Origin of the sequence: Cohnella sp. SGD-V74, from assembly GCF_003001675.1 — a bacterium.
Lineage (GTDB): Bacteria > Bacillota > Bacilli > Paenibacillales > Paenibacillaceae > Cohnella.
In genome coordinates, this window is sequence record NZ_PVYW01000013.1 from 92560 (window position 1) to 106529 (window position 13970).

Annotated in this window: 12 protein-coding genes; all 12 read right to left on the reverse strand. The window is 57.6% G+C overall.

Annotated features, from left to right (window positions below; all coding sequences use genetic code 11):
• Positions 1–72: 72 nt before the first annotated feature.
• The 12 genes from B0G52_RS19850 to B0G52_RS19905 all read right to left on the reverse strand — a co-directional run bounded on the left by B0G52_RS19850 (position 73) and on the right by B0G52_RS19905 (position 13967).
• Positions 73–1146 (reverse strand): ABC transporter substrate-binding protein, encoded by a 1074-nt coding sequence (locus B0G52_RS19850; protein WP_094047125.1) that lies wholly within the window; start codon positions 1144–1146, stop codon positions 73–75.
• Entirely contained in the window at positions 1143–1946 is an 804-nt protein-coding gene (locus B0G52_RS19855) for an ABC transporter permease (RefSeq protein WP_369827102.1), read from the reverse strand. Before B0G52_RS19855 ends, B0G52_RS19850 begins: the two co-directional genes overlap by 4 nt.
• A gap of 2 nt (positions 1947–1948) precedes the next feature.
• Positions 1949–2755, reverse strand: a complete 807-nt coding sequence (locus B0G52_RS19860) for an ABC transporter permease (protein ID WP_094047127.1) — start codon at positions 2753–2755, stop codon at positions 1949–1951.
• The gene (locus tag B0G52_RS19865) at positions 2752–3873 is read right to left on the reverse strand and encodes an ABC transporter ATP-binding protein (protein ID WP_094047128.1); all 1122 of its coding nucleotides are present in this window, start codon (positions 3871–3873) and stop codon (positions 2752–2754) included. The genes B0G52_RS19860 and B0G52_RS19865 overlap by 4 nt, the downstream gene beginning before the upstream one ends.
• Before the next feature lie 131 nt (positions 3874–4004).
• Positions 4005–5522, reverse strand: coding sequence for an ABC transporter substrate-binding protein (locus tag B0G52_RS19870; RefSeq protein ID WP_094047129.1), 1518 nt, complete (start codon positions 5520–5522; stop codon positions 4005–4007).
• Positions 5523–5529: 7 nt separating this feature from the next.
• Positions 5530–6291 (reverse strand): response regulator transcription factor, encoded by a 762-nt coding sequence (locus B0G52_RS19875; RefSeq protein WP_094047130.1) that lies wholly within the window; start codon positions 6289–6291, stop codon positions 5530–5532.
• Positions 6266–8026 carry a sensor histidine kinase gene (locus B0G52_RS19880; RefSeq protein WP_094047131.1) on the reverse strand — a complete coding sequence of 587 codons (1761 nt, stop codon included), beginning with the start codon at positions 8024–8026 and terminating at the stop codon, positions 6266–6268. The genes B0G52_RS19875 and B0G52_RS19880 overlap by 26 nt, the downstream gene beginning before the upstream one ends.
• Before the next feature lie 149 nt (positions 8027–8175).
• On the reverse strand, positions 8176–9684 hold the full coding sequence (locus B0G52_RS19885) for an ABC transporter substrate-binding protein (protein ID WP_094047132.1): 1509 nt from the start codon (positions 9682–9684) through the stop codon (positions 8176–8178).
• 94 nt (positions 9685–9778) lie between these two features.
• Positions 9779–10708: a carbohydrate ABC transporter permease gene (locus tag B0G52_RS19890; RefSeq protein ID WP_094047133.1), complete on the reverse strand. Its 930-nt coding sequence runs from the start codon at positions 10706–10708 to the stop codon at positions 9779–9781.
• A gap of 14 nt (positions 10709–10722) precedes the next feature.
• The gene (locus B0G52_RS19895; protein ID WP_094047134.1) at positions 10723–11667 is read right to left on the reverse strand and encodes an ABC transporter permease; all 945 of its coding nucleotides are present in this window, start codon (positions 11665–11667) and stop codon (positions 10723–10725) included.
• A 214-nt stretch (positions 11668–11881) separates the two neighbouring features.
• Positions 11882–12718, reverse strand: coding sequence for a protein phosphatase 2C domain-containing protein (locus B0G52_RS19900; RefSeq protein WP_094047135.1), 837 nt, complete (start codon positions 12716–12718; stop codon positions 11882–11884).
• A 22-nt stretch (positions 12719–12740) separates the two neighbouring features.
• Positions 12741–13967 carry an ABC transporter substrate-binding protein gene (locus B0G52_RS19905; RefSeq protein WP_094047136.1) on the reverse strand — a complete coding sequence of 409 codons (1227 nt, stop codon included), beginning with the start codon at positions 13965–13967 and terminating at the stop codon, positions 12741–12743.
• Positions 13968–13970: the final 3 nt, after the last annotated feature.

The window sequence follows — 13970 nt, forward strand, 5'->3', positions numbered from 1 at the left end:
CCTCCCCATTTCCCCGAACATGCGAAAGAGGCCGCCCGGTCCTTCGACCGCGGCAGCCCACTCCAGCGTTGTTCACTTCCTATGCATCTTAAACTCCAGAAACAGCTCGTTGTAGTGCGACAGCATCTTTTTCCCCAGATTCTCGTACACTTCCAGCTTGTCGGTCAGCTCCGGAGGCGGATAGAACCGCTCGTCCTGCGAGATATCCTCCGGCAGCAGCTCCAGCGCCTTCGCGTTCGGCGTCGAGTAGCCGACGTACTCGGCATTCCGAGCTGCGATCTCGGGGTCCAGCATGAAATTGATGAACTGATGCGCCCCCTCCAGATTGCGGGCCGAAGTCGGAATGACCATATTGTCGAACCACACGTTCGAGCCTTCTTGCGGAATCACGTAGTCGAGATTTTCGTTCTCCCACATAACCTCCGCCGCGTCTCCCGACCAGACGACGCCGACGGCCGCCTCTTCTCCGGCCAGCAGCATCTTGATCTCGTCCCCGACGATCGCCTTGACGTTGGGCGTCAGCGTCCCGAGCTTGCGCTTGGCCTCCTGGAGATGCTCCTCGTTCGTATCGTTAAGCGAATAGCCCAGACTGTTCAGCCCGAAGCCGATCACTTCCCGCGCCCCGTCCACGAGCAGAATCCGATTGCGCAGCTCCGGGTTCCACAGATCGTCCCAGCTCTCGAACGATTGCCCGTCCAGCAGTGTCGGGTTGTAGATGATGCCGACCGTCCCCCAGAAGTACGGAATCGAATACTCGTTTCCCGGATCGAAGCTGAGGTCGAGGAACCGCTCATCGATATTGTCCAGGTTCGGAACCTTCGAATGATCGATCGGCAGCAGCAGCCCTTCCTCCTTCAGCTTGCTGATCGCGTACTCCGACGGAATCGCGATATCGTACGCCGTGCCGCCCTGCTCGATCTTCGTCATCATCGCTTCGTTGGAATCGAACGTCTGATAGATCACCTTAAGTCCCGTCTCCTCCTCGAACTCGGCGATCAGGTCGGGATCGATGTAATCTCCCCAGTTGAAGATCGTAATCGTATTCGCGCCCGAATAGCCCTGCGACGAGTTCAAGTGCGACGTCCAGTACATCAGGCCCAGCGCTGCGGCAAACACAGCCGCGAACAATCGAACCAGCTGCTTCATGGCTGCACGACCCCCCAGTCCGGCTTGCGGCTGGTCCGCCTCGTCAAGAAGTAGTACCCCAGCACAAGCGTGATCGTGAACAGGAAGATGAGCGTCGACAGCGCGTTAATCGAAGGCGAGATGCCCTGGCGGGCCCGCGAATAGATTTCCACCGACAGCGTCGTATAGCCGTTGCCCGTCACGAAGAACGTCACCGCGAAGTCGTCCAGCGAATACGTCAAGGCCATGAAGAAGCCCGCGAAGATTCCCGGCCGGAGAAAAGGCAGAATGACCTTCGTCAACACGCCCCAACTGCTCGCGCCGAGATCCTTGGCGGCGTCGATCAGCGTCGGGCTCATCTCCTGCAGCTTGGGCAGCACCATGAGCACGACGATCGGCACGCTGAACGCAATGTGCGACAGCAGCACGGACGTGAAGCCGAGCTGGATGCCGAGCATCGTGAAGAAGATCAGGAACGACGCTCCGATGATGACGTCCGGGCTGACGATCAGCACGTTGTTCATCGCCAGCAGCGAGTTGCGCTGCCTAAGCTTCCTTACCCGCTGAATCGCGAGCGCGCCGATGACGCCGAGAATCGTCGAGATCGCGGACGACAGCAGAGCGATGACGACCGTGTTCAGCACGATGATGAGCAAGCGCGTATCCTGGAACACTTCCTCGTACCATTCCAGCGTAAAGCTTTCGAACCCGTGCATCGTCCCCGCGCTGTTGAACGAGTAAACCATCAGATAGAAGATCGGCGCGTACAGGACGACGAACACCGCTACGAGGTAGACGTTGGCGAGCTTTCCGTTTTTCATTTTCATCGGACCGGATTCCTCGCTCCCCGCGTGCCGGTCATCAGCATGATGACGGCCATTACGATAATAAGCAGGACGGCGATAGCCGAGCCCATGCCCCAATCCTGCGTCACGAGAAAATGCTGCTCGATCGCCGTGCCCAGCGTCACGACGCGGTTGCCCGCGATGAGCCGGGTGATCATGAACAGCGACAGCGCCGGAATGAATACCGCCTGGCAGCCGGCCTTCACTCCTTCGAGGGTGAGCGGGAACACAACGCGGCGGAACGCCATCCACGGCGATGCACCCAAATCTCTGGCGGCGTACAGGAGCGACGGATTGATCTCCTCCAGCGCGTTATAGATCGGCAGAATCATGAACGGGATGAAAATGTACACCGACACGAACACGAAGCTGAAGTCGGTGAACAGAATCTGCCTCGTGCCGATGCCGACCGCCTCGAACACCGCGTTGACGAAGCCGTACGTGCCGAACAGGCCGATGAAGGCGTACGTTTTCAGCAGCAGATTGATCCAGCTCGGCACGATGATAAGCAGCAGCCAGAGCTGCTTGTGCTTCGCTCGCGTCAGCCAATACGCCGTAGGATACGCGACCAGCAGCGAGAACGCCGTAATCAGGAACGCGTACCAGAACGAATTAAACGTCATACGAAGGTACACCGGGGTCAGAAACTTCTCGAAGTTGCCCCACGTAAAATGACCCTCCACATCGAAAAACGAATTGTAGACGATGAGCACGATCGGAGTCGCGACGAACAGCAGCATCCACGCCGCGTACGGAATGAGATAGAGATTCCGCGTTCTCGTCATCGGCCGTCACCCGCGGAATCCGCCTGCGCATGCTCGGAGTACGATTCGAGCCGCTTGTCGAACTCCTCCTCCGTCTCGCCGAAGCGCATGACGTGGATCGCTTCCGGATCGAAGCGCAGCCCGATGCTGCTGCCGACCTCCGCCTTCTTCGTCGAATGGACGAGCCACTCGTTGCCCGCCTTGTCGTAGCCGCTGATCTCGTAGTGGACGCCCCGGAACAGCTGGCTGTCGACCTTGATTTCCAGGCTGCCCTGCTCCGGCGCCGTAATCTCCAGATCCTCGGGACGAATCATGATCTCCACCGGCTCGTTCGGAGAGAAGCCCTGGTCCACGCACTCGAACCGCTTCCCGGCGAATTCCGCGAGGAAATCTTCGATCATGCGTCCCGGCACGATATTGGATTCGCCGATGAAGTCGGCCACGAACCGGTTGATCGGCTCGTCGTAGATGTCCGTCGGGGTTCCGCTCTGCTGAATCTCCCCTGCGTTCAGGACGAAGATCTCGTCCGACATCGCCAGCGCCTCCTCCTGATCGTGCGTGACGAACACGAACGTAATGCCCAGCCGTCGCTGCAGTTCCCGCAGCTCGTACTGCATCTCCGTGCGCAGCTTCAGGTCGAGCGCCGACAACGGCTCGTCCAGCAGCAGAATTTCCGGCTCGTTCACGATCGCGCGAGCGATCGCCACCCGCTGCCGCTGGCCTCCGGACATCTCCGTAATTTCGCGGTCCTCATAGCCTTCCAGGTTCACGAAGCGCAGCGCCTCCTTCACCTTCTCGGAGACGGCCGCGTTCTTCAGCTTCTTGATGCGCAGGCCGAAGGCAACGTTCTCGAACACGTTCAGATGCGGGAACAGCGCGTAATCCTGGAATACCGTGTTCACTTGACGCTTGTCCGCCGGGACGTCGTTGAGCACCTTGCCGTTGAAGTAGATATTGCCTTCCGTCGGCCGGATGAAGCCTGCGATCAACCGCAGAATCGTCGTCTTGCCGCAGCCCGAAGGCCCGAGCAGCGTGTAGAACTTGCCCCTCTCGATCTCGAAGCTTACCCGATTCAGCACCGTGCTCCGGTCGTATTTTTGCGTCACGCCCTCGAATCGAATGATCGTGTTCTCCGTCATCTCCGATTATCGTCCTCTTTTCCGGGCTCGCGCCCCTCTTCATTTGACTTCATTATACAAAATAAGACCTTGCGAACCAACGGTCTTCCCCGCGGTCCTCAAGGCCATGCCTTTCTCGTCAATCAGCGCCGTTAACGGGCGGCTCGCCAAGCGTCGAGCTGCCTTTGCACTTCGGCCCGCACCTCGTCGATGCCCGCCTGCCGAAGCTCCTGATTAAACTTGGGCAGCATGTCATCCACGTCCAGACTGCCCGTCATCAGGCCGGGAAAGTACTTCTCCCACACCATCTGGATGTTCTTCACTTGAAGGGGCATCCCCGACAAGTCCGGAGTAAAACCCAGCGTGCCCGAATAGACCGCTTCCTTGTTGCTGGCGCGGAACTGTTCCCACTTGTCCAAGGGATCCGCGAACTGTCCGCCCATCGTCTTCAGAATAAACCAGTTGCCCTGGGTATACTGTACGCCGCCGTAGCTGGGCTGAGCGTCCGGGATCGGGTTGCCGCTGTTGTCCGTCGGCGGGATGGGCACCACCTGGCCGTTGCTGTCAAGCGTGTAATGCACGCCCTCGATTCCGAAGTTGAACAGATTCCGCACCTCGGGGTCCGTGTTCAGCACATTGAGAAACTTAACCGCCTCGACGGGGTGCTTCGTATCCGCGTTGACGGCCATGACCCCTCCCCGCATCGATTCGGTCGTAATCAACGCAGGGGTTACAGGGTGAGCCACAACCTTGTAGCCGCGATCCTTGCTCCAGCTATTGTCCGACAGCGGCCCGCCTCCCGCAGCCTTCCAGAATACGAGATCTCCCCGCTTCAACCCGGGACTTTCCCGCAAAGACGCATCCTCGTTGATGTAGCCTTCCACATAATAGCGCCGCAGAAGATCCAGCACGTTCCGGGCTTCCTCGGTTTCGAATATGCTCACGACCGGAGAATCGAGTTCCTGGCCCCGGACCATGAGCGGAAGCGTCTTCTCCGCTACGTATTGGTAGCCGTCCAGAGCGAAGAAGTTTTGCGAGCCCTTGTCCAGCTCCATCGGCTGATAATCCGGCTCCTTCTCCTTGATCATCCGCAGCAGCGGCTCCAGGGAAGCCAGCGTCGTAAATTGGGAGATGTCGATCCCGTACTTCCTGACGAGCGCCTCCGGGTACATCCAATGGTCGCGAACGGCCAACTCCTTATTGGTAGGCACGCCGTAGATGCCGCCGTCGTCCATCTGCACGCCCTTCCAGAGGATGGGGTCGACCGCTTCGTACATGTCCTTCCCCGCGCTGGTCAAATAGTCGTTCAGCTTGAGAAATGCGCCGCGCTGCGCATAGGTCGTGTACTCTACCGCGAAAGCGATGTCGAAGGGGGTTCCTGCCGACACGAGCGTATTCAGACGCTCTTCGTACTCTTGCCAGCCCACCTTGACATAAGTCAGGGTCACGCCGATTTTCTTGGCCAACACCTCGTTGATCTTGTCGTTCACCATCTGAAGGTCTTTGTCGGAATCTCCGATCGTGTAATAGATCAGATTCACCGTATCGCCGCCCGTCGCGGCATGCCCGCCATCGCCGGATGTCGAGACGCAGCCGGTCAGAGACAGCGTCAGCAGCAGGGCGAGCGCGAACAATGCGGCGGGGCGGCTCGAGTTCCTTCGTTGTCTCATGGCGGCGTTATTCCTTTCTCCGCAATTCCGAAGGCGATCTGCCGAAATAAGCCTGGAAATGAGAATAGAAATAGTTCAGATTGGGATAGCCGACGGAAGGCGCGATGGACGCGATTTTCTCGTCCGTGGTCATAATGCGTTCACGGGCCCGAAGCATCCGGTACGCCATGAGATACTCCGAGAACTTCTTGTGCGTCTCCTTGAGGAAGAGCTGCCCCAAGTACGTTCCGTTCATCCGAAATCGCTCCGCAACCGATTTCAGATTCAAGTTCTGCGCATATTCCGCCTTGACGATCAACAAGATGCGATTGGTCAGCTTGGATAGGCTGTCATAGCGCACGCCGAGCACCGGGTCGGTGTCCACATCGTCGCGATCCGCTCCTGCCACCGTGCCGTTCAGGTCTTCCACGATGATTTTCTCGACCAGATGCTGCAGCTTCGTCCGATCGATCGGTTTGAGCAGATAGTCCTTGGCGCCGCAGCGGATCGCCTCCAGCGCATAGTGGAATTCGCCGTATCCGCTCATGATGATATATTTCGAAGGAAGACGCAGCTCGTTGAGCTTGTGAATGGCATCGTAGCCGCGCTGCTTGCCGATGCACACATCGAAGATCGCCAAGTCCGGCAGCAGCTCCACCGCCTTCGATATCGCTCCCTCATACGTCTGGCTCGTCTCAATGCGGCCAAAGCCGTATTTTTCCCAATCCAACGTCCGCTTCATGCCCTCCAGAATCTGCGGCTCGTCATCTACGATCAGCAGCTTGTACATCCCCAATCGCCTCCTTGGATAGGATTACGGATATTTTAACGCCGGCTTCCTCGTTGTTGTCGATCTTCATGGAGAAACCCGCCCCATAGAAAAAGTGCAATCGGGTATACACGTTGCGCAGGCCGATGTTGGTCACCGGGTTATCGTCGCCTCTGGAGAGCTTCCTCCTGATTTCGGCCAATCTCTCCTCGGGAATTCGGTTGCCGTTGTCCACGATCTCCAGCATGAAGCAGGTCTCTTCCTCCCAGCCGTTCACGATGAGCAGATTAAACTCGCTCTCCGGGTTGAACCCGTGCACGAAGAAGTTTTCCGCCAGCGGCTGCATCCAGAACTTCACGGTCGGCAACGAAAACAACGTCTCCTCCACATTGAACTGGTAATAAAACCGGCCCGGATATTTGAATTCCATAATTTTCAGGTATTTCTGGAGCAGGGCCAGCTCGTTGCCAAGCGAGATGATATTGTCGTTCTTCACGATATCGCGATACAGTCCGCCCAGGGTGGCAATCGCATCGGAAGTGTAGTCCACGCTGTTGACGAGAGCCGAAGAACGGATAACCTCAAGCGTATTATATAAAAAGTGGGGATTGATTTGAGCCTGGAGCGCCTTCATCTCGGTTTCCTGCTGCTTGAGCTTCAGCAGATAATTCGTGCGGATATGCCGATCGAGTTGATGGATCATATCGTCCAGCTCCCGGGCGATCATTCCGTATTCGTTTCTGCGGTAGCGGGCCGGGCTGACCGGCGTGAAATCCGCCGTTTTCGCGCGTCCGATGGAGACGATAATCCGCCGCAGGAAGTTCGCATCCTCGCGCAGATTGTAGACGATCAGGAGCAGAACGCTAATCATCGCGGCCAGCACGATGAGAAATACGACGAGCAGCACGTTCCCCTGCCGATGGATCAGCGTGGCCGCATCCACGATGCTGACGAACTGATAATCGAACTCGTTGGATTTGAACTTTACAAAATAAGCCCGGTTCGCCAATCCCGTCGCGAGATAGCCTTGCGCGCGTCCGTCCGCCGCAACCCGGCGGACCAACTCCTCCGTGCCGCGGTCGCCGCCGGCGATAACGTAGACGTCTCCGGAACCGCTGATTGCCGCCGCCTCATCCAGAAGGGAATGCTGGACCGTCTGGAAAATCCGTTCGCTGCTGACGAGGAATCGAAGCTCGCCTAACTGGCGGGAAATTTGATTCGGATCCGAAAGCTTCTTACGGTAGACGAATCCTTTGTGTATCGTCTCGCGGAACGTCTCGTCCGTATTGGGCAGACGAAACAGGAAGCTCATATTGCCGCTGCTGTCGAAGCTCACGACGTTGCCCTCTTGCTCGGTATGCAGGCTGATCTGGGTGATGTCTCTCCGGCCCCCGTTGCCCAGGAAAGATCGGATATCTTCGGGAAAAGAAACCAGCGGCCGATTGAACTGGCTGCCCTGCAGCCTGCTCGTCAAATAACCTTCCGCATGATTGCCCAGGAAGCTGCGAACGTCGGACACCAGATCGCTGTTGGAGTATACCCGCTGCATGAAAGCTTCGATTCGGTCGGCATCGTACTGAAGAGCGTTCTCCACCCGGGAGAACGCTCCGGCGGCATCGTTCCGGGAATTGCCTATCCATTGATCCAGCAGCACCGCGCACGTAACCGCGCCCAGCGCCAAGCCGATGAACACCACAAATACCGCATATGCAACGAACTTGCCGCGATAGATTTTGATTCTCATGAAGGAAAGCATGCGGCATCTCCTTTGCAACAGGTTTTTGTCGCGCCCTACCGCTCCACCATATAACGTCTTGATCTTTAAAAGCAATCCCGCATATTGTGCCAGAAAACCCGAACGGCCATCTCCGTTCGGGTTTTCCGGCTATTGATTGCATGCAGGTCTTACTTGAAATACGTATCAATCTGCTCTTGGGCGGCGGTCATCAGCTTATCCAGGCCGGCGGCCTTCAGCTCCGCAACGATCCTCGGCACCATCTTCTCCGGATCGGAAGCGCCGGTCAGCAGCTCATAGCGATATTTGTCCCATACCGCTTTCGTATTGGCTACCTCGGTGCCCAGTTCGCTGATGTCCAGCGCAAAGCCCAGATTCGTCGAGGAGGTCGCTTGATCGTTCAGCTTGCGAACTTGATCCCACTGATCGACCGGAGCTCCTTTCGTTACGGCCAGGTTGAAGAACGTGCCTTGCGTATAAGCGGCCAGCGGCCACGTGTCGGAGGTGCGCTCGATTACCTTCTCGCCGTCCACATTGGTGTAGTCCACTCCCAGCTCGCCGAAAGCCAGCATATTGCGCAGCTTCGAATCCGTATTGACCAGCTGCAAATATTTCAACGCTTCATTCTTGTATTTAGAGTTGGCGGAGATGGCGTTCAGAGAGCCTTGGATCGTGCTCGTCGTATAGATCGGGCCGAAAATCTGGAACATCGTATATTTCTCGACGCCGCTGGTGATCTGCCAGCTCGCTTCCGCGCCGGGGAACGCCTGCGCCGCGAAGAAAGGACGGGCTCTTTCCGCTTCGGTCTTGGTCGGCGCGTCCGGATTGATGATGCCGTCCTTGTACCATTGGTGCAGCTGCTTGAGATCGTTCATGACGTCCGGCTGCTCCAGCACGGAGACGGCTTTGCGCGAAGCGTCGTCGACTTTGACGCCGATCGGCGGCAGACCGAGCGTCATATCGTCGTAGCCGTTGAAGAATCCATTAAATCCGTCGCCCTGGGTGAGCGACAGCGGGTAGAAGCTCTTGCCTTCGCCGGCCTTCATGTCGCGAAGGGGTTTGTCAAGATCCTGCAGCTTCTTGATGCTGCTCGTGTCGATGCCGTACTTCTGGATGTACTTATCGTCGAACACCCAGTATTGGGTCAAGGAGGAGTCCTTGTACGTCGGCACGGAATAGATTTTCCCGCCGATTTTCGTTCCGTCCCATACTTTCTGAGGAATGAAGTTATAGAGATCCGGCGTTTCGCTTTGCACCAGGTCGGTAAGATCGGCGAACGCGCCCATGTTCACTTGCTGGCTGTATTTGCTGTTGTTCGTGAACATGATGTCGAAAGGTTCGCCGGTGTTCACAATCGTATTGATCTTCGTATCCCAGTCGCCCCAGCTGGCTACCTTGATGTCGATTTTCACGCCGATCTTCTCGGCCGTGTATTCGTTCATCGCGGCAATCGCTTTATCGAAGTTCGCGGGCACCTGGCCGCCGATCGTCCACCATACCAGCGTAGGGACTTCGCCCGAACCGGCAGGTTTGCTTGCTTCCGCCGTCTGCGTGCCGGCGCTGGAAGGCGAGCTGCTAGGCTCGGATTTGGAATTCGAGTTCCCGCAGCCCGCAAGAGCGGTTGTCAGCAGTGCCGCGGCGGCGCCCATGGCCAGCCATTTTTTCTTCGTCTTTGTCATTCTCAATTCCTCCCTTTGGTATCTTTCTTCCTTCCCGCCGTCTACAGCCGGCGGCGGGTATCATAAACCGGACAAATTCCGGCTTATTGCAGGGTTAACCTTTCACGGCGCCTATCGTCAGACCGGAAATAAAGTATTTCTGGAAGAACGGATAGGCGATGGCCACGGGTACCACGATGACGATGGCTACGGCCATGCGGGCGGATTCCTTGGGCATGGTCGCGACAAGCTCCGCATAGCTGATTCCCATGCTGGAGGCGTTCCTCGCCAAGGCGTCCACGTTGCTCATCAGACTGTTCAGCAGAGCCTGCAGCGAGTACAGGTTCTGATTGTCGATGTACAGCATCGATTGGAACCAGTCGTTCCAATAGGCGAAGCAGAGGAACAAGCCGATGGTGGCCAGCACCGGAAGCGAAATCGGCAGCACGATCGAGCAGTAGATGCGCAGTTGGCCCGCTCCGTCGATCTCGGCGGATTCGATCAGCGCGTCCGGTATCGTGCTTCTGAAGAAGGTTTTGCAAATGATGACGTTGAAGGAAGAGACGGCCAGCGGAAGGATCAGCGCCCACACCGTGTCCTTCAGCCCCAGCATATTCGAATTGATATAGTAGCTGGACACCAGGCCTCCGTTGAACACCATCGGAATGAATACGATCCAGGTCAGCAGCCCTTTAAGCTTGTAGTTCGGCCGGGAGAGAACATACCCCATCGAAGTCGTCAGTACGACGCCCAGCACGGTGCCGACGGCGGTAACGAGCACGGAGACGCCGAGCGCCCGGGTGATCATCTGCCCTTGCCGGGCAATGTACTGATAAGCTTCTCCGGAGAAGGCCTTCGGGAAGAGACTGTAGCCATCGTTGCGGATGGACTCCTCTCCGGTCAGCGATATGGACAGCACCACAAGGACGGGGATGAGGCATAACAGCGCCAATAGGATAAAAATAAGATGGAATCCCCAGTTCGTGACGGCGCCGATTCGATTGAATTTGTCGAGGCCCGTCTCGTATCCCGTTCCTGTTTTCATTTCCCGCTCCCTCCTTACATCATGGCGCTGTCCGGATCGACGCGGCGAACGACCCAGTTGGCCAACAGAATGGTCAAGCAGCCCATCACCGATTGCACGAAAGCGGAAGCGGAGGCCATGCCGACCGTTGCCGTCTTAAGCTGCTTGTACACGAGAACGTCTATCGTCGTCGCTACAGTGAACAACGAGTTGGAATCCCGCGGCACTTGGAAGAACAAGCCGAAATCCGTGTAGAAAATGCGGCCAACGGCCAGGATGAACATCATGACGATAACCAGCTTCATGAGCGGCAGCGTAATGAATCGCGCTTGCTGCCACTTGGAAGCGCCGTCGATGACGGCCGCCTCGTAATACGTGCTGTCGATGCCGGTGATGGTGGCCAGATAGACGACCATTCCGTAGCCCAAGCCTTTCCACACATTCATGAAAATCAGAAAGTAAGGCCAATATTTGGGCTCCATATACCAGTTCACGGGATCCGCGCCCAGGCCGGTCAGGAATTGATTAACGATCCCTTTATCGAAGCTGAGGAACGACCACACAATGGCGGACACGACGACCCAGGACAGGAAGTACGGCAGGAACATCATCGTCTGATAGATTTTGCCGGCCTTGCCGCTGTGCAGCTGACCGATCATCAGCGCCAAGATGACGGGTATCGCAATGCCCAGAACGATAAAGATCATATTGTAGCCCAACGTATTGCGGATCACGACCCAAGCGTCGTTCGACTTGAACAGGAATTCGAAGTTCTTGAATCCGGTCCATTCGCTGTTGATGACGTTGCTTAGAAACCCTCCGTGAATCTTGAAATCCTTAAAAGCGATTACGAGGCCGAACATCGGCAAGAAACAGAACAGGATATACCAGACGGTCGTCGGCAAGGCTAGAAGCGTCAGCTCGGTGTCCTGTGTGCGCCAGCGCGTTCGCAATCGTTTTCGCCCGCTCTTCGTGTCCATGTCAGCCACCCCTTGCATTTGTTCGCGCATTTCTTGTACGCGCTTCCATCGATTTGTAAACGCATTCATTCGATTGATGTCATTGTATATAAAATCGTTGGCCCCCTTCCAGACAACAAACATAAGACCGCAGTCAACAAACGTTAGAAATTCGCCCGAAATCCAACAACAAAGGACCGCCGAGTCTCCCTCGACGGTCCTTCTATGCGCCAGCCTATTCCAAATCGATCTTGACGGCGGTCTTGTCGTCAGCCACCTTCAATCGCGTATACTTGCCTTGCTGCGACTCGTCGTACTCGTTCGCGATCAGCCAGTCGACGTAGCCGGCCAACCCTTTCTCGTCGATCAGCGCCGCCATGTCGGCCATCGTCGGAGCCGGCTCTCCCGCTTTGCGCGGCAGGAACAGGCCGTCGGTCAGCAGCAGCAGCGAGGCAAGCTGGATGCGATTGAGATAACCATGCTCGACATAGCGCTCCAGAGCCGGATCGCCGTTCAGAATGGCGTAGCCTTCCGGGGTATTCGTCTTCAGCCTGTTCTGGCGGATGACCGCATAGACTCGGCTGCGCACCTCTTCCGGCGGCAGTCCCTCCTGCGTGTACTTCTCCCACAGCCGGCGGGAATTCTCGTCGAAGTGGTCGACCTGATCGTGGGTCACCGTGCGCACCGTTCCGTCCTTATAGACGGCCACCAGCATGCAGTCGCCCGTCTGCGCGTACTCGATCTGATGCTCCCCGATGCGGACGACGACGATTCCCGCCGCCCAGACCGCCTGCTTGTCGTCGGCATCCACTCCGCGCTCGATCATCTCCGCCCGGATGCGGTCGTTGGCCTGCAGCACCAGGCTCCGCAGCGACGCGTCCGAGCCCTCGGCCTCTTCGAACACGCGTTGCGCCGTGCGAGAGGCCAGATATCCTCCCGTCTCGCTGCCGTCCGCGCTGGCCAGCGACGTCGCTCCGTCCAATACGCCGTAAATTCTCCCCTTCTCGTTCACAATCAATGCGTCTTCGTTCCATTCGTTGCATCCCTGCACCGACAGATGCTCGATTTTCACCTTTCATTTCCCCTTCCGTCGGCTAATGCCGCAATCTCTTCCCCAACGCTTCCGGCGAGACGGCGGGAGACGACTCCAGCCATTCCTGATCGCCGGTATACTTGTTCCACATGCCCTCATCGTCGACGGTCGGATACTTCACGGCGAATCGATCCTTGAGACGCATAATCGCGTTCTCCCTCTCGGTCAGTTCGCCCGACCGCAGCAGGCGGTCGGCGACGTCGCCGCGCGCCGGAATCAGCGAGGCGTCCCGCATGAGCCGGGACTGCACGCTCTCTTCCAGCATGTACCCGACGCATTCCCATGCGAGATCCTCGTTCCCCGAGGCGGAAGCCAGCACGGCAAGCCCGCTGATCTCCGGCAGCAAATCCGCTTGCCCCGGTTCCCCCGGAAGCGGAAGCACGCCGAATTCGAACTTGCCTCCGATAAACTTCTCCAACGTGGGCCGTTTGCGAGACGTCCCGAGCAGCATGCCGGCTTTCCCGTAAATAAATTGGCTCATCGCCAATTGGTGCTGCAGCGGAGGGGTGATCCGATCCTCGTTCAGGTACTCCCTCCACCGCTCGAAGCTTTCATATATTCGCTCTTCGCTCCGCCCGCCGAGCGAAGAATCGTAAGCCATATTCAGGTGATGCCAGGCCATATTCGCGTCGGCGACGAGGCCCCAAATATCGGTCAGTCCGTCCTGGTCGATATCCTTCGTGAGCGCCGTTCCGGCGACCCCGATCGCCGTCCAATCCAGCAGTTTCTCGTCCAACTGCGCGGCGCCGAACAGATTCCGATTGTCGTAGAGGACGGGAACGCTCCCGCCGAGCGGAACCGCCCACATCTCCCCCTTATTCGAGAAAGCGGCCAAGAACGGTTCCGATACGAATTCCCGCAGATCGCGGCCGATCCGTTCGCCGGCCGGAAGCATCGCCCCGCGGTTGACGAGCTGCATCACGCCGTACGTGCTGCCGATCTCCGCGACTTGCGGCGCGGCGTTGGCGGATACGGCCGTCAGCAGCTCCTCGTACAGCGTTCTCCATGAACGGAAGACCCTCAGATTGACGTTAACCCCCGGATGCTCCTCCTCGTACCGGTCGAAAAATCCGGCCAGCTCCTCGCTGTAGATCCAGACGCTCAGCGACCGGGATTCGCCCGTCTCGCGTTCCGAGCTGGACCGCTGGCTGGAAGTTACGATCATATAAGCGGCTGCGCAGCCGACGATTAGCATAAATCCGACGAGCAGGCTGAATCGCTGTTTCATCTC